An 18,194-nucleotide genomic window follows, 5' to 3' on the forward strand; every position below is an offset into this window, starting at 1 on the left:
TTTTTCAGCTAATGAGATCGACGAGTTCTTCGAGTTCGACGTTGCCAAAGTAATGTTTGACGTCAAGCTGTGACAATTGTTCCCGAATCGCGCCGCGTTCGAATCGCGTCCCGACGAGTACTTGTTCGACGTCATGGATATCACCGACACCGAAGAAATCACCATAGATTTTCGCTTCCGTGATCGTCCCTTTGTTGACGTTCAAGCGGACGTCGATCGTGCCGATCGGGAAACGACGTTTCGACTCGACATCAAACTTCGGTGACTTCCCGAAGTTCCAGTCCCAGTTCGCATAGCGTTCTTTCGAGATGTCCTGGACGATTTCCCAGTCCTCATCGCGAAGCACGTAGCGCTCAGGCTCTTGCCCGTCATAGATCGAGTGAAGAAGCGCCTCGACGAAGCGCTCCATCGCCATCTCTTCTTCTAAGAATTCCGTGATGTTGGCGACGCGGCTACGGACCGATTTGATGCCTTTCGAACGCATCTTCTCTTCCGAGACGTTAAGCGAGTTGACGACTTCCTCGATGTTCGAGTTGAACATGAGCGTCCCATGGCTGAACATGCGGCCGCGCGTCGTGAACTGGGCGTTTCCGCTGATCTTCCGTTCGCCGACTTGAATATCGTTACGTCCCGTCAATTCTGCCTCGACACCGAGCTGTTTCAAGGCGTCGACGATCGGTTGCGTGAACTTCTTATAGTTATTGAATGAATTGCCGTCATCTTTTGTGATGAAGCTGAAGTTCAAGTTCCCTTCATCGTGGTAGACGGCACCGCCGCCTGAGAGACGACGAACGACGTCGATTCCGTTCTCTTCGATATATTTCAAATTGACTTCTTCTGACGTGTTCTGGTTCTTCCCGATAATGATCGACGGGCCGTTAATATAGAACAAGAAATAGTCCTCGTGCTCAACGTTCAAATGCTTGAGGATATACTCCTCGACCGCCAAGTTGAGTTTCGGGTCCCGGATATCCGGGTTGAAAATAAATTTCACAGTAAGTTCCTCCTAAGGATGTTCGTTAGTTGTATTATACGAGACATCGGTCCGGCGCTACAACTCGTTTACTTCCATTCCCCTGTCATGACGCGCTTCAATGCGTTCGCGACGCCATATTCGTCGTGACGCTCGGTGACGTGATGGCTGATGGCGATCAAGTCTTCGTGACTATTGCCCATCGCGATGGCTTTGCCGGCGACTTCAAACATCGGGATATCGTTCAAGTTGTCCCCGATGACGACGACTTCTGATAAATCGACACCGAAATGCTCGGCCAATTTTTTGATGCCGTGCCCTTTATCAGCCCCGTTCGCCATGACCTCGATGTTATCGTTGCCCGAAGACGTGACGTACACGCCTTCCACGCGCTCATCGATTTCAGTCCAAAGCGATGACATCTTCTCGAAATGGCTCGAGAAAGCGATGAATTTATAGACGCGTCCGGCCTCGTTCTTGATAAAGTCCTCGATGTCTTCGACGAGACGAACGTCCTCGTTGACGTAATATCGTTTGCGGAAAAACTCATACATCTCGAGCGACCGATCGTCCCCGTTCTGTTTCAAGTTCTCCATCGTCGCGTCAATCAAGTCGAGTCGACTCGCGACGAGTCCCGCCTCTGAGTACATCTCATAGAAGACGTCCGAGTATTTATGGTCTTGATGCAACACCGATACGACCTCGAGCGCTTCTTCCATCGTCAAATCGATTTCATGCAGCACGTCGCCGGTTTCCGTCAACACTCGTCCGCCGTTCGAAGAGACGATCGGGCACGTGAGGCCGACCTCATCAAGGATTTCTTTCGCATTGAAGTAATTGCGTCCCGTCGCAATCGCAAAGCGAATCCCTTGCGCTTCTGCCGCACGGACGACTTCTGCCGTCTCGGGTGCGATTTTCGTGTGGTTGTGCAAGATCGTGCCGTCCATATCAGATACGAACAATTTATACGTTGTCATCAACATCCACTCCTCTTTTTCTGTTTCGCTTATAACTATAACAAAAAGAGAGGCCATCGGAATAATCCGACACCTCCCTTCACGAATCTTTAACCTTCTTTCGCGAGCGCTTTGATCTGTTCATGGACGCTCTTGATGCAGTCCGGCATGCCAATCCCGTCATAGGCGATGCCCGCGAGCAGGATGCCCGGATAGACGCGGCCCATCTCGGCGCGGAGTGCGCGGACCCGGTCGGAATGGAAGACGGCGTAGGGTGGTAACCCGTCCCGGAGCCGGCTGACGACCGTCTCGATTGGCGATGCTTTAATCGTCATCAACCCGCCAAGGTCACGTAGCGCCGTCGCGACAATCTCCTCATCGGACGCATCGACGATGTCGTCGGCGCCCGGCCGTCCGAGAAAGACGCGTAGCACGTGATACCCTTCCGGCACGGCGTGCGGCCATTTTTGGTCGATGAACGTGCACGCCGTAATCGTCACGCCCGCCTCTTGGCTCGTGACAAAGCCCGTCCCGACGAACGGCAGCTTGATATCGCCTTGTTTAAACACGAGCGAACACGTCGCTGTCGCGTGCGGTTTCATATCCGCGAGAAAATCGCTGTCGACTTTCGGCAAGAACTGACGAATGAGCCGAGGCGGAACCGTCAAGATGAGATGATCGGACTCGATATCGCCACGGTTCGTGAGCAGGCGATAGCCGCCCTCAATCTCCTCAACTTGCTCGACCGAACAGTTCAAGACGATTTCAGTGCGCTCTAGCCGTTCGGCAAGGCGATCGGTGAGCGATTTCAACCCTCGTTTGAGCGAGGCGAACTGTCCGACTTTCTTGGCGCCGACTTCCGCAACCCGCTGTTCGGGGCGCAAGTGACGCATCCCTTCATACAAGTTCCCGTACTTCTTCTCGCCTTCGATAAATTGGGGAAACGTCGACAAAGCGCTCATCTTGTCGATGTCTCCCGCATAAATCCCGGAGAGAAGCGGTTCGATCAGCCGATCGACGATCGGGTCACCGACCCGTTCCCGCAAGTACAGTCCAAGCGAGACGTCCGTCTTCGGGGCTTCGACGTCCGGGGGGGACAATAACATCGTCCGAAGCGCGGCATGCTCTTCCTCCGATAGGAGCGTCGTGTCCTTGAACGCATCGACGTCGAGCGGGATGCCCATGACCGTCTGCTTCGGAATCGGATGCAGCCCGTCATGATGGAGCACATACGCTTGACCGACACCGTTCCGGACGATCTCATCGCCGAGACCGACGTCATGAATCAAGTCCGTCATCGCCGTCTTGCGGAACACATACGAGTCCGGACCCCGTTCGACTGCAAATTCCCCAGTCTCGAACGTGTCGATTTTCCCGCCTAAGCGGCCGCTCGTCTCGACGAGCTTGATTGTGACGTCTTCTGGCAAATAGCGTTCGGCATAAAAAGCGGCGGTGAGACCTGTGATCCCACCACCGACAATCGTTACATTACGCATGATGTACAATCACGCTTTCCATGCGATCGGCGATGGCTTCAATGAAGCTCCGCTCCGCGTTTGGCATGTTAGGGCGCGCGTAGTGAACGCCGAGGCGGTCACAGACGACTTTACATTCCACGTCGTTATCGAAGAGCACCTCGAGGTGATCCGCGACGAATCCGACCGGCGTGTAAACGAACGCTTCATAACCATGCTTTTCATAAAGTTCAGCCGTCAAATCTTGGACGTCCGGTCCGATCCACGGGTCAGGCGTATTGCCTTCCGACTGCCAACCAACCTCATAGTTCGGTACACCCGCCGCTTGGGCGATTTTGTCCGCCGTCTCTTTCAATTGATCCGGATACGGGTCGCCGCCTGCCAAAATTTTCTCTGGGAGACTGTGCGCCGAGACGATCAAGCAAGCTTTCTCAGCCGGTACCGGCAAGTTCGCGAACGTCGCTTTGATGGCTTCCGCCCACCAGTTGATGAATTTCGGCTCATCGTACCATGATTCAACCGAACGAATCTCGATGCCGAACTTCGCAGCTTCTTCATGCGCCCGGCCGTTGTACGACTTGACGCTATATGACGAGTAATGCGGGGCCAATACGACCGACACCGCTTCTTTGATGCCGTCGTTCGCCATTTGCGCGACCGCATCTTCTACGAACGGTTCGATATGCTTGAGCCCGATATAGAGCTTGAACTCGATCTCACCCACGTGGCGCTCGTTCAAGATGTCACGGAGCGTCTCCGCTTGGTCGATTGTGATCTTTGCGAGCGGCGACACGCCACCGATGGCCTCATAGCGCTCCGTCAAGTCTTGGAGTGCTTCCGGTGAAGGTTTGCGGCCATAACGGATGTGTGTGTAGTAACGCTCGATATCTTCAGGTTTGTATGGTGTCCCATAAGCCATTACGAGTAATCCGACGGTTTTCATAATGATTTGCCTCCCATTTTTTCACGTGAGTAGTCATGGATAAATGCTGTCAATTTGACGAGAACGGACGGATCGACTTCCGGGAACACCCCATGTCCCAAGTTAAAGACGTATCCAGGTTGTTTCATCCCCTCGTCGAGGATTTCTTTCACTTTTGCTTCGATGACCGGCCACGGGGCCAATAAGAATGATGGATCAAGATTGCCTTGGACCGCTTTCGTGATGCCGCGGTCGCGTGCCTCTTGAATCGATAGTCGCCAGTCGAGTCCGACAACGTCGAGCGGCTGATCTTGCCACTCTTCGACGAGATGGCTCGCTCCGACACCGTGCATGATGAGCGGAATGTCGAGCTTACGCAACTCGGTGAAGATCCGCTCTGTCGTCGGCTTGATATAACGGACATAATCCTTGCGGCTGAGCGTCCCGACCCATGAATCGAACAATTGGAACGCCTGAATGCCGGCCTCGGCTTGTGCCGTCGCATACGTGATGACCATATCGCCAAGCTTCTCCATGAGTGCGTTCCAAACGTCCGGCTCGGCATACATGAGTGCTTTCGTCCGGTGGTAGCTCTTCGATGGGCCGCCTTCAATCATATAACTCGCGAGTGTGAACGGTGCACCCGAGAACCCGATGAGCGGGACTTCAAGGCGTTCCCGAAGCAAGCGGATTGTCTCGAACACGTACGAGATGTCGTCCGGGTTGAGCGGCTTCAAGCGCTCCACGTCTTCCATCGTCCGATACGGGTTATCAATGACCGGACCGATGCCGCTCTTGATTTCCACATCGACGCCCATCGACGGGAGTGGCGTCATAATGTCTTTATACAGAATGGCCGCGTCGACTCCTAGTTGTTTCACCGGGAGCTCTGTCACGTAGGCACACAATTCGGCATCATGGGTGATTTCGAATAGTGTTCTCGTTTTTTTGATCTCACGATATTCTGGTTGGTAGCGCCCGGCTTGGCGCATGTACCAGACGGGCACATAGTCTGTCGCCTCTCCTTTAAACGCCTTCAAAATAGTATCGTTCATACGTCGCGTCATTCCCCTCTATAATTCTCCTACACTCTTCTTCTATAGGTATGTGAACTCAAAAACATTATACAGAAATTAATTAGAATAATGCTAATGTGAAGCATTTTCATTGTGTTTTCTTTGTGTCATTTCTTTGTCGGATACGTGCGGAAGGCCGAATTGAGCTGACCACGAATCAAATCGTCACGCTGTTTCGACGACAGACGTTTCTCACGCTCTTTGATGTCTTGAATCCGCCAACCGTCTTCGAGTTTCGAGGCCACATCAATCAATCGTTCCACATCATGGAAAGAATATTTACGTGAACCGCCCTTTGTCCGTTCTGGAAAGACGAGCCCTTTTGACTCATAATAGCGGACTTGTCGCTCTGAAAGTCCCGTCAGTTCAGTGATGACACCCATCCCTATCACTTTCTTCGACTTATAGTCCATCGCCCGTCCTCCTCCTTCATAAAAAAACTATGTCAGATAATCTGACAAATTGCAATCCAAGTCGAATCATTCGTCATAAACTGAAAACAACTTTTGAATCATCAATCGCAAAAAAAGGAGGAATAGCAACATGGAAGACATCTTATATTATATGGACACGCTGTTCGTACTCATCGCTGCACTGCTCGTCTTGACGATGCAACTAGGATTTGGCTTACTCGAGACAGGGACGCTCCGAGCGAAAAACGCCGGGCACGTCGCAGTCAAACAAATCATCAGCCTCTCTGTGGCGGCACTCGCCTTTTGGGCCGTCGGCTTCGGCCTCTCCTTCGGGGACGGGACACGCTGGTTCGGGACGGAAGGATTCTTCATGAACGGATCGTTCACGAGCCTTGACTGGGCCAACGTCTCGATCGACATCAAATTCTTGTTCCAGTTGTCATTCGTCGCCGTCGCACTCGCCATTGCTTGGGGCGGTTTCGCAGAACGGGCCAAACTTTCCGCTTACGTCTTGTTCGGTATTTTCTTCGTCGCCATCCTTTATCCAATCGTCGCCCGCTCGGTATGGGCCGGCGGACTTCTCGGATCGATGGGCATGCAAGACTTCGCCGGTTCGGCCGTCGTCCACCTCCAAGGCGGAATGGCCGCCCTCATGGCCACGATCATCTTGAAACCACGTCGTAAGACAGAATCGCTCGCCGGTCACAACCACGTCTTGACGGTCGTCGGCGGACTCGTACTCTGGCTCTGCTGGTTCGGTTTCAATGCCGGATCGACGATGTCGGTCGCGGACGGATTCTTCGGTTACGTCGCTCTTACGACGATGCTCGCCACGGCTGCTGGCGCCCTCGGTGCTCTTGCCATCGTCATGATGCATAAGAAGACGGCGGACATCCCGACAATCGTCAACGGTGTGCTCGGGGCACTCGTCGCCATCACCGCTGCCTGTGCCTTCGTCGAACCTTGGGCCGCCGTCGTCATCGGTGCCGTCGCTTCGATTGCCACGTACGGTACGAGCATCCTTATGGCGAAATATGTCGATGATCCGCTCTGTGCTTTCTCGGTACACGGTGTCGCCGGAATCATCGGAACGCTCGCGCTCGGATTCTTCGCCTCGCCTCGCTTGGTCGAAATCACGGGCATCGGTTCGGCCGGCCTCTTCTACGGCGGCGGATTGGGCCAACTCGGCGTTCAAGCGCTCGGCGTCTTGATCGCGATGGTCATTGCCGGTGGCGGTAGCTATGCCTTCTTGAAACTGCTCGACGTCACGATCGGCCTTCGTGTCACGGAAGAACAAGAAGACATCGGCCTCGACATCGCCGAGCACGGTGTATCCGCGTACGGTGAAATCGAGACAGAACCAGAGACACCGGCGCGCCTCCCGAAAATTCTCGGGTCGAGCGTATCGGTCATGTCACCTAAGAAGTAACGACAACAGTCAGGGACACCCAATCCGGGTGTCCCTGTTTCATGTCAATCGGTTCAAATAGTAACGAACGACCAGGTAAGCGAGGCCGAGACCGACGAGCGCATCCCACGTCGCTCCGAACAAGAGCGAGGCAACACCGAGAGCGAGCATTTGCGCGAACAACAACCGCGTCGCCCACCATTTGTACGCCGTGAGTCGCTCGGAACGTGTGATCGGCAACCACGACGCCATCGACACCGTATCGAGCCGCTTGAACAACGGAACGAGTTGCAGTGCCGTCAACCCGACGAAAAGCGGGACGACCAACCCGACGTACCACCCGCCCGAGAGCCACATGACGACGAGCGCGACGGCAGAAAGCCGCAACACGAGGTCGAGTGAATCGTTCGAACGCATGACCCGGAGACCATAGACGTAACGGGCGGCATCGGCCCGTTTCAAGACCGATCGTTCGAGCAGGCTGACGATGAACGACCGTTCCCGCACGTCTTCCCGCATCGCCGGGACATCGACGAACCAGCTGACGACCCGATTGAACTGGGCTTTACTCTTCTCTTCGAGCAACAGCCAGTCGAGTAACGGGATGCGACGGTTGCGTCGCACGTGGAGCAGGATGAACGGGATGAGTGCTGGCACCGGTGTCAACAGCGGCACACCGAACAGGATGAGAAAGCCACTCGCAAGCGCACTCGGCAATACGACGTATTTGATTCCCTCCAGCTTGGCGAGGCGCCCCGCCACCGCAATCAGGACACTCGTCGCGAGGATGGCCCCGACTTCGATCGAGGTGAGCGCCTGCGTGCGGACGAGCAGCGGCAACACGACGAGCATGGCGAGAATCGCACGCACGGCGGCGAAGACGACGTTGAACAGGCGAACGCCGGTCATATACGCCTGCATCTCACCGAGGCGCGGTAATAAGAAGACTTGGTCCGCTTCTTGGATCAACGTCCGGGGACGGTGCCCGAGCGGCAAGAGCAACCAGAGGAGCGCCAAAATCCATTCACTCGGAAAAGCCGGGTCCAAATCCAGCAAAAACTGGTTATACACGAACGCCCCATAGATGAGCGTGAAGTAAAGTGTGAATAGCAGCCCGCCGTTCGCGACGTAGCGGCTGTATTTCACGACGTCTTCCATCCAGACGCCAAATCGTTGTTTGAATACGTTCATCGTTTCCGCTCCTCGGCCTCGATCGCCTCGACATAAATGTCATCGAGCGTGGCGTCCGTACGAAGACCGTATGTCTCGCGCAACTGCGCGGCCGTCCCGGTCGCGATGACCGACCCTTGGTGCAAGAAGACGAAGCGGTCACAGTGACGTTCGGCCGTCTCCAAGATATGCGTCGACATCAAAATAGCGCAGTCTTCCTTATATTCGTCAAACAATCGCAACAATTGGCGAATCGCGAGCGGATCGAGCCCAACGAACGGCTCGTCGACAATTAGGAGCGGCGTCTTCGTCACGAGCGCACAGAGGATCATCGCCTTTTGCCGCATCCCTTTTGAAAAGACGGACGGGAACCAGTCCAATTGTTTCTCCATCCGCATATCCCGGGCCAATCGTTCGGTCCGGGTCTCCATGTCGGAAGCGTCGATGTCATACGCTTTGCCGATCAACGTCAAGTGTTCCCGCAACGTGAGCGTGTCGTATAAAATAGGGGTCTCGGGTATATAACTTATTTTTTTGCGATAATTTTTTTCGGATGAGGTGAGTGTCTCGCTATCGACTTCGACCGATCCCGAAATCGGATCAAGCAATCCTAAAATATGTTTAATCGTTGTCGATTTCCCAGCGCCGTTTAGCCCTATCAGCCCAACGAGCTCACCTTTTTTCACTTCGAACGAAATGTCGTGCAACACTTGTTTACCTATATAACCGCCGTTCAACTGGTCGACGTGCAACATGAAAACTCCACCCCTCATTTTCAACTTTTTTTTGTGATATATGTTTTAAAAGCTGTCACATGGGAATAATCTGAACTGTAAGGCATTTTAAAACTTATTCATTACTTCCATTGTTCCATAAAATTGTTAGTGAGAACAATGGACAAAACAGAAAGGAGAATGTTTTATGGGTTGGATTATCACTTTAATCGTCGGGGGTATCATCGGTTGGTTAGCAGGTCTTATCTTAGGTAAGGATGTACCAGGCGGCGTTATCGGGAACATCATCGCTGGTATCATCGGTGCATGGCTCGGTGGCCTCATCTTCGGAGACTTCGGTCCTGCAGTTGGCGGCATCGCGATTATCCCAGCACTTCTCGGTGCGATTATCTTGATCTTGATCGTATCGTTCGTTATGAAATCAATGAACAAAAAGCGCTAATCCAGTGCTAAACAAACGGGACCCTCGCTGAGGGTCCCGTTTGTTTGTCATGTCAGGATTAAAAAGATGGCTTCTTCCCGCTCGATAAAACGTTTTTCGCTCTCCAAGCGCAAAAATGTGAAAATCGACTCGAGCAACGTCCGATCGTAGCGCCATTCGACGCCGAGGTCGGTCTCGACTTTCTCATTCGGTTCACCCAAGAGTGCGACGAGGTCGTCGGGGCGCTTCTGTAAATCGATATCGATGCGATCGACCCGACCGTCGACAAACCGGATCTCCATTCCGTCATAACGCCAGACGTCGCCCCGTTCCAACGGTTCACCAATCTCGGCGATGACAGTTTGTTCCCGTTCGTTCATCAGCGCCTCGATCGTCTCGATTGAGTGCCCGGTCTGTGCCTCGACCTCGATTTCAATCAACTCGGCCCGTTCCAGATCGAACTGTCCGGCGACCGTCTCATCTTGTTCCGGCACCAACCCGAATGCCAAGTCCTCGTCTTCAACCAGCGTCACGGCCTCACTCTCGGTCACCGTCGACCCATCGATGACGGCGACGCCTTTCACGTCATAGCGGCCCGGCATGCGCTCGAACGTCACGTCACCGCCCGCCTCATCAATCCGTCCAACTCGGGCACCGTCGACCCAGACGTTCGTCAATGGCACGTCCGACGTCACAACGAGCGTCTTCGGCAACAATTCAATCCGATAGTCGGAGAACCCGAACCGCCCTGCCCCCGTATCGACGAGTCGGAACAATCCGTCCGTCTCCATGCCTTGCATCCGGTCACTACGGTCCCGCGCCACTTCCGAAATGGCCTCGCCGCGAATCGTCTTCTCTCCATTCAACCAGCCCATGAAGCGGAGCGCCTCGGCTCGCGTCAGCGGTTCCGATTCATACTCGACGTTCTCCTGGAAAAAGCTGACGTCCTCGTTCAAGAGCGCCTCTTTGAACCGGACATGAATCTTGTCGTTGGCGGCCGCCGGTTGATATCCCCATCGATAGAACGCACCTACCGCGAGGCCGACACCGAGCATCACAAGGAGCCCGAGATAGATATTTCTTCGTCGTGACGGTTTCTTCGATCGTACATACGCCATCCGTTTTCTTCCTCTCTCTACTCACTATTGCTTCTAGTGTAAGACGAATCAGCTACCCGGACAATCATTCTTCCGCCCGAATTTCCGTGTTATGATGAGGTGGAACAGTCATTACGAATGGAGGAGTCCACATGCACACCGAAGCTAACTGTATTTTTTGTAAGATCGTCCAAAACGAGATCCCTTCGTATAAAGTGTACGAAGACGACGCGGTCGTCGCGTTCCTTGATATCTCCCAAGTCACGAAAGGGCATACGCTCGTCATCCCGAAGCATCATGCCCGAAACATTTATGAACTGCCAGCCGACGTCGCCCGTGACGTCTTCCAAGCCGTTCCAGACATCGCTAACGCCATTCAGCGCGAGACGGGCGCGATCGGCATGAACATCTTATCGAACGCCGAAGCCATCGCCGGACAGACGGTCTACCATTTCCACATGCATCTGTTGCCACGCTATGGCGAGACGGACGGATTTGACGCGAAATGGGAGACGCACCAAGACGATTACTCCACAGAAGACATGCAAGCCATCGCTGCCGGTATCAAAGCAAACCTATAACAAACAAATGGACCGATCGCCCAACGTGCGACCGGTCCATTTATATCTCGCGCCTTATGAAGAGTTGATTGAATCGAGATGGCGTTTCCGCTCTTCTTCGATTTGGGCCCGTTCGACTTGTAGTTTAATCGCTTGCTCATATAACTGTTGCCGCGATTTGACAGATTCCGCTTGTTCGAATTCTTTTCTTAACAAATTTAGACGGGCGTCTATTTCAACGAGTCGCTTTTCAAGCAAAGTTTGTTTCCGCGTCTGTTCATTCTGTTCCGACGCTTCATATCCCGCCTCGAGTGCTTCCATTATTGTCTGTGCCCAAGGGTCATCTCCCAGTCGTTTGGCCGCGTTATACAGGTCTAGCATGTCATCAACCCAACGCTTTTGCATATTCACTGGAGGTCACCTTCCTTTACCCATAGTTTAAAATAAAATGATTTTTCGGTCAAAATTGAATGTTCTGAAAAATTTTATTTAAGATATAGGTTTTTAATCACTCTTTTTTGGTAAAATAATATGAAAAGAATGTATTGTAGCATTAGTGTGCTTGAGGAGGGGAATGTATTGTCGAGTCACAATCGTCGAGAGTGGGTTGCTTTTGGCTTTGTCGTAGCGTTTTTAGGAGTTGCGACCGTTAAAAAAATTGCCCGTGGAACGGCAAATGACGCCGCGGCCAATCAACACCGGGCGTCCACAATCACTACGTTGAAAGAACAATTCCAAAAAGTTGCCAAAGACGCGGCGCAAGTAGCGGCGGCCGGTAAATTGCAAGGGAAAGAATTGACGGATCAAGTGAAAGCCGAAGTCGAACGCTATCAACAAGACATTCAGCCTTCAATCGAGCGGATCCAAGGAAACCTAGACGAGCTTTCGAACGTACAGTCAGATATGACCGAAGCGAAAACAGGAAAGACCGACTGACTTATCTGTCGTCATCGCCCGTCATTTTAGTCACATTGTATCGGAAAGGATGGATCGACATGGAACACGAAAAAGAATTCACTGGCCCTGAGGCCATGCTCTATAGTCATAAAATCATTCAGCTTAGTAAGGCATTGTGGAAGACGGTCGAGAAAGACTGGCAGAATTGGATTAAGCCGTTCGATTTGAACATTAACGAACACCATATTTTATGGATTGCTCACGCCCTCGGCGGCGCCTCGATTTCGGAGATCGCCAAATACGGGGTCATGCACGTGTCGACGGCTTTCAACTTCTCGAAGAAGCTCGAAGACCGCGGTTTGCTCACGTTCTCGAAAAAAGAGACGGACAAACGAAATACTTACGTCCAATTGACGCCTGAAGGTGAGGCGCTCTTGCTCGAGACGATTCACGCCTTCGACCCGGAAGAGAACGGTGTCTTCCGCGCTTCGCTCCCGCTTCAAGAGTTGTACGGAAAATTTCCTGATTTGACGGACATCACGGCCATCGTCCGTCGTCTTTACGGGGATAACTTTATGGACATCTTCGCGGAAACGTCGAAGATGATCACGGAAGAAGCCGGCCGTCGTCCTGAAGACGACGAGGTCAGCAAAGAAGCTTGACTTGCCGATACAACGGTTCCGTGACGTCCGTCGCCATCCCTTGGCGTACACATGCCGCGAGAATCGTTTCGGCTTCTAAATTCGGGTGAAGCATCCCGACGAAATGAACGAGCAAAGGCTCCACGGACGACAGACCGTAGCGCACTTGCTCGTTTTGTCGTTCCCGAATATCGTCGAGGAGCGCAAAAAATGCCACGACATCTTGTCTCGTCAGGTTGGCCTTAAGCACCTCATGCTCGAACGGACGATTCGACCAATCGACAGCGCCTAGCAACAGTTCCATCTGGAACGATAATTGATTGATTTTCTCTTCTAACGACACGTTCTCCACCCCATCATTTCACATTCTCTTTCATCATTATACGATACGTTTGTGTGCTATGATACTACACAGGCAAGAGAACAGCTGTTATCATTAACAAAATGTGGTATAGTCGGATTTAGAAACTTATAGATTTTTAGGGGTGGAATATATGTCAAACGGAATGACGAATGAACCGAACAAACAAAACAAGAAGTTTTCAACAGGCGCCCTCGTCGGCGCATCAGCGATTGCACTTCTCATCGGTGTCGGCGGCACGTATGCGGCGACAAGCGGCGGGTCTTCTGACAACTCAACGGTTGTTTCTTTTGAAGGCGGCGAAGTGACACGCGGCGAGATCGCGGACATGAGCTACGATCGTATGGTCCCACAACTAGCTTTCCAAGAAACGATGAACGAATTGCTTGAAAAAGAATATGGCGATAAAGTCGAGCAAGACAAAGTCGATGAAGAGTTCAGCAAGACGGAAGAGCAGTTCAACTCGAAAGAAGAGTTCGAGCAAGCGATTCAACAAGCCGGCATGACCGACACGGACGAATTCAAAGAAGCGCTCCGCGGGCAAATGCTCGTCGATGCGGCGAAATCCGAACTCGTCGAAGTGACGGACGAAGACATCGAGGCACAATTCGCGAAAGAGAACGTCGAAGTCAAGGCGAGCCATATCCTCGTCGAGACAGAAGAAGAAGCCCAAGCAATCATTAAAGAATTGAACGATGGCGCAGACTTCGCAGACGTTGCGAAAGAAAAATCGACAGACACAGGTTCTGGTGAAAAAGGTGGCGACCTCGGTTACTTCTCAGCCGGCGCCATGGTCCCTGAATTTGAAGAATATGCGTTCCAAGAAGACGTAGTCGGCAAAGTTTCTGAGCCGGTCCAATCACAATTTGGTTTCCACGTCATCAAAGTCATGGATCGTAAAGAAAAAGACCTCAAACTCGAAGACGAGAAGGATCGCATTCGTGAAGAATTGGCAACTGAAAAAGCTGCCTCTGTCGACGCGAACAAAATCTACGCCGAGTTGATCGAGAAATATAACGTCGACGTGAAAGATGCGAAAGCATCGACTCAGTTCGACGCTGTGAAAGACGCCATCAAAGCGTCTGAAGAAGGATCAGAAGAAGCACCGGCCGAAGAATCGACCGAGCAATAAGCAAAAGACGTCCCGCGGGACGTCTTTTTGTATGCCTTCATAACTTCGGTTTATAAAACGCCCGGTTGTCGAGCGCCGTGACCCGCTCTGTGAACGCTCCGGGTTCTATCCCTTCGAACGCTTTCTCGAACATGTTCATCCGGGCATCGATGTTGTCGATAAAGAATAACATCTCAGCTTCTGGGAGCTGCGGCGTGTTCGCCGACCCCCACTCCGGTTTCCCATGATGGCTGAGGACGAGATGTTGGAGCAACGTCACGACTTCGCGGTCGGTTCCGAGTTCTCGGGCCATGACTTCGATTTCAGACGCCATGAGCGACAAATGACCGAGCAACTTACCTTCGAGTGTATATTCTGGTGTGATCGCGTCCGACAACTCGATGACTTTCGCCAAGTCGTGGAGCACGACGCCTGCGACGAGCAAGTCCCGATTCAGTTGCGGATAGAGGTCACACATTTTGTCAGCCAGCTGCAACATCGACAGCACGTGGAACGCGAGTCCTGAATAGACCGCATGGTGATGGCGCACGGCGGCCGGATACGTGAAATACGCCTCTTCGTTTCGGTCGACGAGCGCCGTCACGAGTTGTCTCATCCCTGCATGCTCGATTGCCTCGATGTAGCCGCGAATCTCGGTCTCGAGTTCTGACTTTTGCACCGGGGCCGAGCGCACGTATGGTGCGATGTCCGTCTCCCCTTCGATGATGGAGATTTGTTTGAGCTTCAACTGGGTCCGCCCACGGTAGTCCATCACTTCCCCGGAAGCATGAACGATTTTTTTCGTCGCATATTTGTCCGTATCGGCACTGTCCCATACTTTCGTCTCAATCTCCCCACTCTCGTCGCATAAGATGAGTGTCAAATAGGGTTTGCCGTTCCCGGCGATTCCGCGATACGATTGCTTAATCATGGCATATTGGTTCAACGTTTCGCCCACTTTGAGCTGCCCGATTTTAGTAGTCGTCAAAAAAAGCACCTCTCTTCTTGTCAGTACTTACATCTTAACGAAAGTTCAGGCCAGATGCCAACTTTCTGTGGAAAGCGGGAATACTTGAGAGAGAAGCATATTGGGGGAATGAGAGATGAATTGGGAATGGTACACACGACCAGAAGAAATCGTACATGTCGACAATCATTATGAAGAGGCGTACACGTATTGGCTCGAGCAATTGACGACGGCGAAAGTCACGAAGATCATCGTCGAACAAGATTATATGTACGGTTCGCTCACGCTCGACTATGAACAGCTAGAACGCGAACCACAAAAAATCGGGCACTATTTCGTGACTCGAGATTTCTTATGGACAATTGGGTTCGATGACATTTATTGCGAGACGGTCGCATCGAAACAGTATGCCACCCCGATCGAGGCATTTTATGATTTGCTCGCTGAAAAAATGGATTACTATTTCCACGGTATTGATGAATACGAAGAACGGTTGATGGTCGCACAACGAGAGATGAGCGGCCAAGTCCCGGCCCAGTTCATGAATGAAATTTTCGGCCTTCGCAGTGAAGTCGAGCGCTGGTCCGATACGGTCGTCCCGTATCGTGAATTGCTCATGGCCGGACGAGAAGCGTTTCTCGATCTCAAGCTAGATGACTTGAACTCGTATCGTCTCGCCACCTATCGAGTCGATCGCCTCCTGACATTGATTGAACATTACCAAGGAGATGTCATCGCTATGACCGACCTTGCCGCTACACTGTCAAACTTCCGAGGCAACGAAATCATGAAGGCATTGACCGTCTTCACAGCGTTGACGACACCGGTCGTCGCATTCGGGGCCGTTTGGGGTATGAACTTCAAACAAATGCCTGAACTTGACTGGCCGCTCGGCTATCTGTTCGCTTGGCTCATGATTGTCGGGTTTACCATCCTCATCTATTTCTGGCTAAAACGAAAAAATTGGATTGGTTCGCTCTTGCAATTCCCAAATCAAATTCGTGGGAATGCAAAATTAGAGAAACAACGGCGAAAGATGCATAACTAAAAAAAGTGAAAAAACGAACAAAAGTTCGGTATACTGAAAGGAGTAGATGAGACAGAAAGGTGATGTACATGGAACGATTGATTATCCACGTTGATATGGACGCATTTTACGCCTCGGTCGAACAACGGGACCGTCCTGATTTACGTGATAAGCCGGTCATCGTCGGTGGCGCCCCCCACAGCCGTGGCGTGGTCGCCACCTGTTCGTATGAAGCAAGAAAATACGGGGTGCACAGCGCCATGTCGTCACGGCGCGCATTCGCGCTCTGTCCGCAGGCGACGTTCGTCAAACCGCGGTTTCACGTCTATCGGCACGTCAGCCAACAAGTGATGGCAATCTTCAAGTCCATCACGCCGCTTGTTGAACCGCTCTCGCTCGACGAGGCGTATTTGGACGTGACCGAAAATACGCTTATGAGCACGTCCGGCCCGTATATCGCGCGTTACATCCTCGGAGAAATCAAGCGTCGGACGGGACTGACCGCCTCGGCTGGGGTCGCCCCGTCGAAGTTCGTCGCCAAAATCGCCTCCGGGTTCAACAAACCGAACGGGCTGACGGTCGTCGAGGCGGATGCTGTCGAGGCATTCCTCGCCCCGCTTCCGATCACGACGATGCACGGGGTCGGCAAAGTGACCGCCCAGACGTTGTTCAAGCACGACTACCATACGATCGCCGATTTGCAAGGCACCCGCCCCGAACAGTTGAAGGCCATCTTCGGCCACGACCGGGGAAATCAGTTATATGAGCTTGCCCACGGACGGGACAGCCGCCCCGTCGTGCCGACCCGGGAACGAAAATCAATCGGTTCGGAAACGACGTTCGCGTTCGACCTCGATGATCCGGAAGAAGTGTATGAACGCGTCATCCCGGAAATCGAAGACGTGCTACTCCAGCTCGACCGCCGTGAACTCAGCTGTCAGACGGTGACAATCAAAATCAAGACGAGTGAGTTCCAGGCCCGGAGCCATCAAATCAAATTGAACCATCCGACGCATGACCATGACGAGATTAAACGACTCGCCCGCCGTCTGTTCGACGAGATGGCGATCACCGAACCGGTCCGCTTGATTGGGATGACGGTCTCGGAGTTGATTCCGCGTACCGAAACGGCCCGTCAGCTCACATTCGAGGAGCTGACGAAACCTTCGCTTGAAGAATGAATGGTCATTCAGTACAATGGAAGCAAAGGGGGCGAACGGATGGAACAGTATACGATCACGGCGTTCGAAAACGACGGCACGACCGTCTTGAACGATTCATTTACCGCGGCAAACGATGATGAAGCGAAAAAGAAAGGCCTCGCGATGCTCGAGGAAGCCGGGCACCTCCATAAAGGGGCCCGCATCGCACGCCGCGGCCAGCTCATCTACTTCGAGCGCTGTAAACTGTCAGGCAAACTAAAAGGCACGGCCTCATAACAGAAGCGCCTCGGGTCTCCCGAGGCGCTTGTTCATTCGCTATATTTGGCTTCCCACTCGTTGCGCCACTCCATGTAATCGGGATGCAGCTCTTCCGCCGTCTTCCCATCGAGTGAATAGCTCGCTCCGGTAAGTGGCTCGGCCGAATCCGGATACGACGTCCCGCCGATGATTTCGCCGTCCACCATCATCACAATGACATTCGCCTGACCGAGCGGATGGTTTCGGACGATAAAACGCTCTTGCCGAATGTCGTGCCCGATATAGGCATCCGGAGGCTTCGCCTGCACTTCCCACGTACTTCGCGTTGGTAACTCAAGCAGATCTGCCTTCTCAAAGCCCGACGTTCGATTCCCTTCATAAGTGACGATCTCATAGCCTTGCTCTTCTAAATACGCCTTGGCCACTTTGGCGTCCGCCCCAAGCGTCGGTGTCGGCTGCTCGCTCTCATTCGAGCAGGCGGCAAGCAAGAACACAGCCAAAATCATCCCGATTCGTTTCCACATCGTCTCTCCACCTCATCGTTTAGCATTTTTTTACGTATTC

22 protein-coding genes are annotated in these 18,194 nt (G+C 52.7%); 9 read left to right on the forward strand and 13 right to left on the reverse strand.

Annotation, left to right across the window (positions count from 1 at the left end):
• Positions 1-4 precede the first annotated feature (4 nt).
• The 6 genes from NMQ00_RS11775 to NMQ00_RS11800 form a co-directional block, all read right to left on the reverse strand.
• Positions 5-994, reverse strand: a complete 990-nt coding sequence (locus tag NMQ00_RS11775; protein ID WP_215190351.1) for a lipoate--protein ligase — start codon at positions 992-994, stop codon at positions 5-7.
• Between the two features lie 68 nt (positions 995-1,062).
• Positions 1,063-1,950 (reverse strand): Cof-type HAD-IIB family hydrolase, encoded by an 888-nt coding sequence (locus NMQ00_RS11780; protein ID WP_255176838.1) that lies wholly within the window; start codon positions 1,948-1,950, stop codon positions 1,063-1,065.
• A gap of 89 nt (positions 1,951-2,039) precedes the next feature.
• A complete protein-coding gene (hemG, locus tag NMQ00_RS11785) occupies positions 2,040-3,425 on the reverse strand; it encodes a protoporphyrinogen oxidase (protein ID WP_255176839.1) in 1,386 nt (461 codons plus the stop codon).
• Entirely contained in the window at positions 3,418-4,347 is a 930-nt protein-coding gene (hemH, locus tag NMQ00_RS11790) for a ferrochelatase (RefSeq protein WP_215190353.1), read from the reverse strand. Before hemH ends, hemG begins: the two co-directional genes overlap by 8 nt.
• Complete coding sequence (gene hemE, locus NMQ00_RS11795) at positions 4,344-5,393, reverse strand: uroporphyrinogen decarboxylase (RefSeq protein WP_255176840.1); 1,050 nt, start codon at positions 5,391-5,393, stop codon at positions 4,344-4,346. The genes hemH and hemE overlap by 4 nt, the downstream gene beginning before the upstream one ends.
• A gap of 116 nt (positions 5,394-5,509) precedes the next feature.
• Positions 5,510-5,815, reverse strand: a complete 306-nt coding sequence (locus NMQ00_RS11800) for a MerR family transcriptional regulator (protein ID WP_114166412.1) — start codon at positions 5,813-5,815, stop codon at positions 5,510-5,512.
• A gap of 130 nt (positions 5,816-5,945) precedes the next feature.
• Between NMQ00_RS11800 and NMQ00_RS11805 the strand changes: the two genes are divergently transcribed.
• Positions 5,946-7,244 (forward strand): ammonium transporter, encoded by a 1,299-nt coding sequence (locus tag NMQ00_RS11805; protein ID WP_255176841.1) that lies wholly within the window; start codon positions 5,946-5,948, stop codon positions 7,242-7,244.
• A gap of 39 nt (positions 7,245-7,283) precedes the next feature.
• Here NMQ00_RS11805 and NMQ00_RS11810 read toward each other — a convergent pair whose 3' ends face one another.
• Both NMQ00_RS11810 and NMQ00_RS11815 read right to left on the reverse strand, forming a co-directional pair.
• Entirely contained in the window at positions 7,284-8,414 is a 1,131-nt protein-coding gene (locus tag NMQ00_RS11810) for an ABC transporter permease (RefSeq protein WP_255176842.1), read from the reverse strand.
• Positions 8,411-9,148: an ABC transporter ATP-binding protein gene (locus NMQ00_RS11815; RefSeq protein WP_255176843.1), complete on the reverse strand. Its 738-nt coding sequence runs from the start codon at positions 9,146-9,148 to the stop codon at positions 8,411-8,413. Before NMQ00_RS11815 ends, NMQ00_RS11810 begins: the two co-directional genes overlap by 4 nt.
• Before the next feature lie 166 nt (positions 9,149-9,314).
• Here NMQ00_RS11815 and NMQ00_RS11820 point away from each other — a divergent pair, with 166 nt between their 5' ends.
• A complete protein-coding gene (locus NMQ00_RS11820) occupies positions 9,315-9,569 on the forward strand; it encodes a GlsB/YeaQ/YmgE family stress response membrane protein (protein WP_034776523.1) in 255 nt (84 codons plus the stop codon).
• A 47-nt stretch (positions 9,570-9,616) separates the two neighbouring features.
• Here the strand turns inward: NMQ00_RS11820 and NMQ00_RS11825 are convergent, their stop codons facing one another.
• A complete protein-coding gene (locus NMQ00_RS11825) occupies positions 9,617-10,666 on the reverse strand; it encodes a hypothetical protein (RefSeq protein ID WP_255176844.1) in 1,050 nt (349 codons plus the stop codon).
• A gap of 131 nt (positions 10,667-10,797) precedes the next feature.
• On the opposite strand from NMQ00_RS11825, the gene NMQ00_RS11830 reads away from it, so the two are divergent.
• Positions 10,798-11,226: an HIT family protein gene (locus NMQ00_RS11830; protein WP_255176845.1), complete on the forward strand. Its 429-nt coding sequence runs from the start codon at positions 10,798-10,800 to the stop codon at positions 11,224-11,226.
• Between the two features lie 54 nt (positions 11,227-11,280).
• Here NMQ00_RS11830 and NMQ00_RS11835 read toward each other — a convergent pair whose 3' ends face one another.
• The gene (locus NMQ00_RS11835) at positions 11,281-11,610 is read right to left on the reverse strand and encodes a hypothetical protein (RefSeq protein WP_232938993.1); all 330 of its coding nucleotides are present in this window, start codon (positions 11,608-11,610) and stop codon (positions 11,281-11,283) included.
• A 174-nt stretch (positions 11,611-11,784) separates the two neighbouring features.
• Between NMQ00_RS11835 and NMQ00_RS11840 the strand changes: the two genes are divergently transcribed.
• Complete coding sequence (locus NMQ00_RS11840) at positions 11,785-12,141, forward strand: hypothetical protein (protein ID WP_255176846.1); 357 nt, start codon at positions 11,785-11,787, stop codon at positions 12,139-12,141.
• Positions 12,142-12,200: 59 nt separating this feature from the next.
• Entirely contained in the window at positions 12,201-12,764 is a 564-nt protein-coding gene (locus tag NMQ00_RS11845) for an HTH-type transcriptional regulator Hpr (protein WP_131437672.1), read from the forward strand.
• Here the strand turns inward: NMQ00_RS11845 and NMQ00_RS11850 are convergent.
• Positions 12,748-13,086, reverse strand: a complete 339-nt coding sequence (locus tag NMQ00_RS11850) for a DUF1878 family protein (protein ID WP_255176847.1) — start codon at positions 13,084-13,086, stop codon at positions 12,748-12,750. The two genes, NMQ00_RS11845 and NMQ00_RS11850, sit on opposite strands and share 17 nt — an antisense overlap.
• Before the next feature lie 151 nt (positions 13,087-13,237).
• Here NMQ00_RS11850 and NMQ00_RS11855 point away from each other — a divergent pair, with 151 nt between their 5' ends.
• Positions 13,238-14,236: a peptidylprolyl isomerase gene (locus NMQ00_RS11855; protein WP_255176848.1), complete on the forward strand. Its 999-nt coding sequence runs from the start codon at positions 13,238-13,240 to the stop codon at positions 14,234-14,236.
• A gap of 37 nt (positions 14,237-14,273) precedes the next feature.
• Here NMQ00_RS11855 and NMQ00_RS11860 read toward each other — a convergent pair whose 3' ends face one another.
• Positions 14,274-15,146, reverse strand: a complete 873-nt coding sequence (locus tag NMQ00_RS11860; RefSeq protein ID WP_255178716.1) for an HD domain-containing protein — start codon at positions 15,144-15,146, stop codon at positions 14,274-14,276.
• Between the two features lie 172 nt (positions 15,147-15,318).
• Here NMQ00_RS11860 and NMQ00_RS11865 point away from each other — a divergent pair, with 172 nt between their 5' ends.
• The 3 genes from NMQ00_RS11865 (at position 15,319) to NMQ00_RS11875 (ending at position 17,648) form a co-directional block, all read left to right on the forward strand.
• On the forward strand, positions 15,319-16,230 hold the full coding sequence (locus NMQ00_RS11865) for a magnesium transporter CorA family protein (RefSeq protein ID WP_255176849.1): 912 nt from the start codon (positions 15,319-15,321) through the stop codon (positions 16,228-16,230).
• 68 nt (positions 16,231-16,298) lie between these two features.
• Positions 16,299-17,390: a DNA polymerase IV gene (gene dinB, locus NMQ00_RS11870; RefSeq protein ID WP_255176850.1), complete on the forward strand. Its 1,092-nt coding sequence runs from the start codon at positions 16,299-16,301 to the stop codon at positions 17,388-17,390.
• 39 nt (positions 17,391-17,429) lie between these two features.
• Complete coding sequence (locus NMQ00_RS11875; RefSeq protein ID WP_255176851.1) at positions 17,430-17,648, forward strand: YhzD family protein; 219 nt, start codon at positions 17,430-17,432, stop codon at positions 17,646-17,648.
• Between the two features lie 32 nt (positions 17,649-17,680).
• Here the strand turns inward: NMQ00_RS11875 and NMQ00_RS11880 are convergent, their stop codons facing one another.
• Positions 17,681-18,154 carry a hypothetical protein gene (locus NMQ00_RS11880; RefSeq protein ID WP_255176852.1) on the reverse strand — a complete coding sequence of 158 codons (474 nt, stop codon included), beginning with the start codon at positions 18,152-18,154 and terminating at the stop codon, positions 17,681-17,683.
• Positions 18,155-18,194 lie beyond the last annotated feature (40 nt).

It is taken from the genome of Exiguobacterium aurantiacum, from assembly GCF_024362205.1.
Classification (GTDB): domain Bacteria; phylum Bacillota; class Bacilli; order Exiguobacteriales; family Exiguobacteriaceae; genus Exiguobacterium; species Exiguobacterium aurantiacum_B.

Coding starts and splice junctions, on each gene's coding strand:
- hemE (WP_255176840.1), bottom strand. CDS start 5,393: ATGACGCGACGTATGAACGATACTATTTTGAAGGCGTTTAAAGGAGAG.
- NMQ00_RS11875 (WP_255176851.1), top strand. CDS start 17,430: ATGGAACAGTATACGATCACGGCGTTCGAAAACGACGGCACGACCGTC.
- hemH (WP_215190353.1), bottom strand. CDS start 4,347: ATGAAAACCGTCGGATTACTCGTAATGGCTTATGGGACACCATACAAA.
- NMQ00_RS11835 (WP_232938993.1), bottom strand. CDS start 11,610: ATGCAAAAGCGTTGGGTTGATGACATGCTAGACCTGTATAACGCGGCC.
- hemG (WP_255176839.1), bottom strand. CDS start 3,425: ATGCGTAATGTAACGATTGTCGGTGGTGGGATCACAGGTCTCACCGCC.
- NMQ00_RS11805 (WP_255176841.1), top strand. CDS start 5,946: ATGGAAGACATCTTATATTATATGGACACGCTGTTCGTACTCATCGCT.
- NMQ00_RS11860 (WP_255178716.1), bottom strand. CDS start 15,146: ATGATTAAGCAATCGTATCGCGGAATCGCCGGGAACGGCAAACCCTAT.
- NMQ00_RS11865 (WP_255176849.1), top strand. CDS start 15,319: ATGAATTGGGAATGGTACACACGACCAGAAGAAATCGTACATGTCGAC.
- NMQ00_RS11825 (WP_255176844.1), bottom strand. CDS start 10,666: ATGGCGTATGTACGATCGAAGAAACCGTCACGACGAAGAAATATCTAT.
- NMQ00_RS11820 (WP_034776523.1), top strand. CDS start 9,315: ATGGGTTGGATTATCACTTTAATCGTCGGGGGTATCATCGGTTGGTTA.
- NMQ00_RS11810 (WP_255176842.1), bottom strand. CDS start 8,414: ATGAACGTATTCAAACAACGATTTGGCGTCTGGATGGAAGACGTCGTG.
- NMQ00_RS11880 (WP_255176852.1), bottom strand. CDS start 18,154: ATGTGGAAACGAATCGGGATGATTTTGGCTGTGTTCTTGCTTGCCGCC.
- NMQ00_RS11800 (WP_114166412.1), bottom strand. CDS start 5,815: ATGGACTATAAGTCGAAGAAAGTGATAGGGATGGGTGTCATCACTGAA.
- NMQ00_RS11780 (WP_255176838.1), bottom strand. CDS start 1,950: ATGACAACGTATAAATTGTTCGTATCTGATATGGACGGCACGATCTTG.
- dinB (WP_255176850.1), top strand. CDS start 16,299: ATGGAACGATTGATTATCCACGTTGATATGGACGCATTTTACGCCTCG.
- NMQ00_RS11845 (WP_131437672.1), top strand. CDS start 12,201: ATGGAACACGAAAAAGAATTCACTGGCCCTGAGGCCATGCTCTATAGT.
- NMQ00_RS11830 (WP_255176845.1), top strand. CDS start 10,798: ATGCACACCGAAGCTAACTGTATTTTTTGTAAGATCGTCCAAAACGAG.
- NMQ00_RS11855 (WP_255176848.1), top strand. CDS start 13,238: ATGTCAAACGGAATGACGAATGAACCGAACAAACAAAACAAGAAGTTT.
- NMQ00_RS11815 (WP_255176843.1), bottom strand. CDS start 9,148: ATGTTGCACGTCGACCAGTTGAACGGCGGTTATATAGGTAAACAAGTG.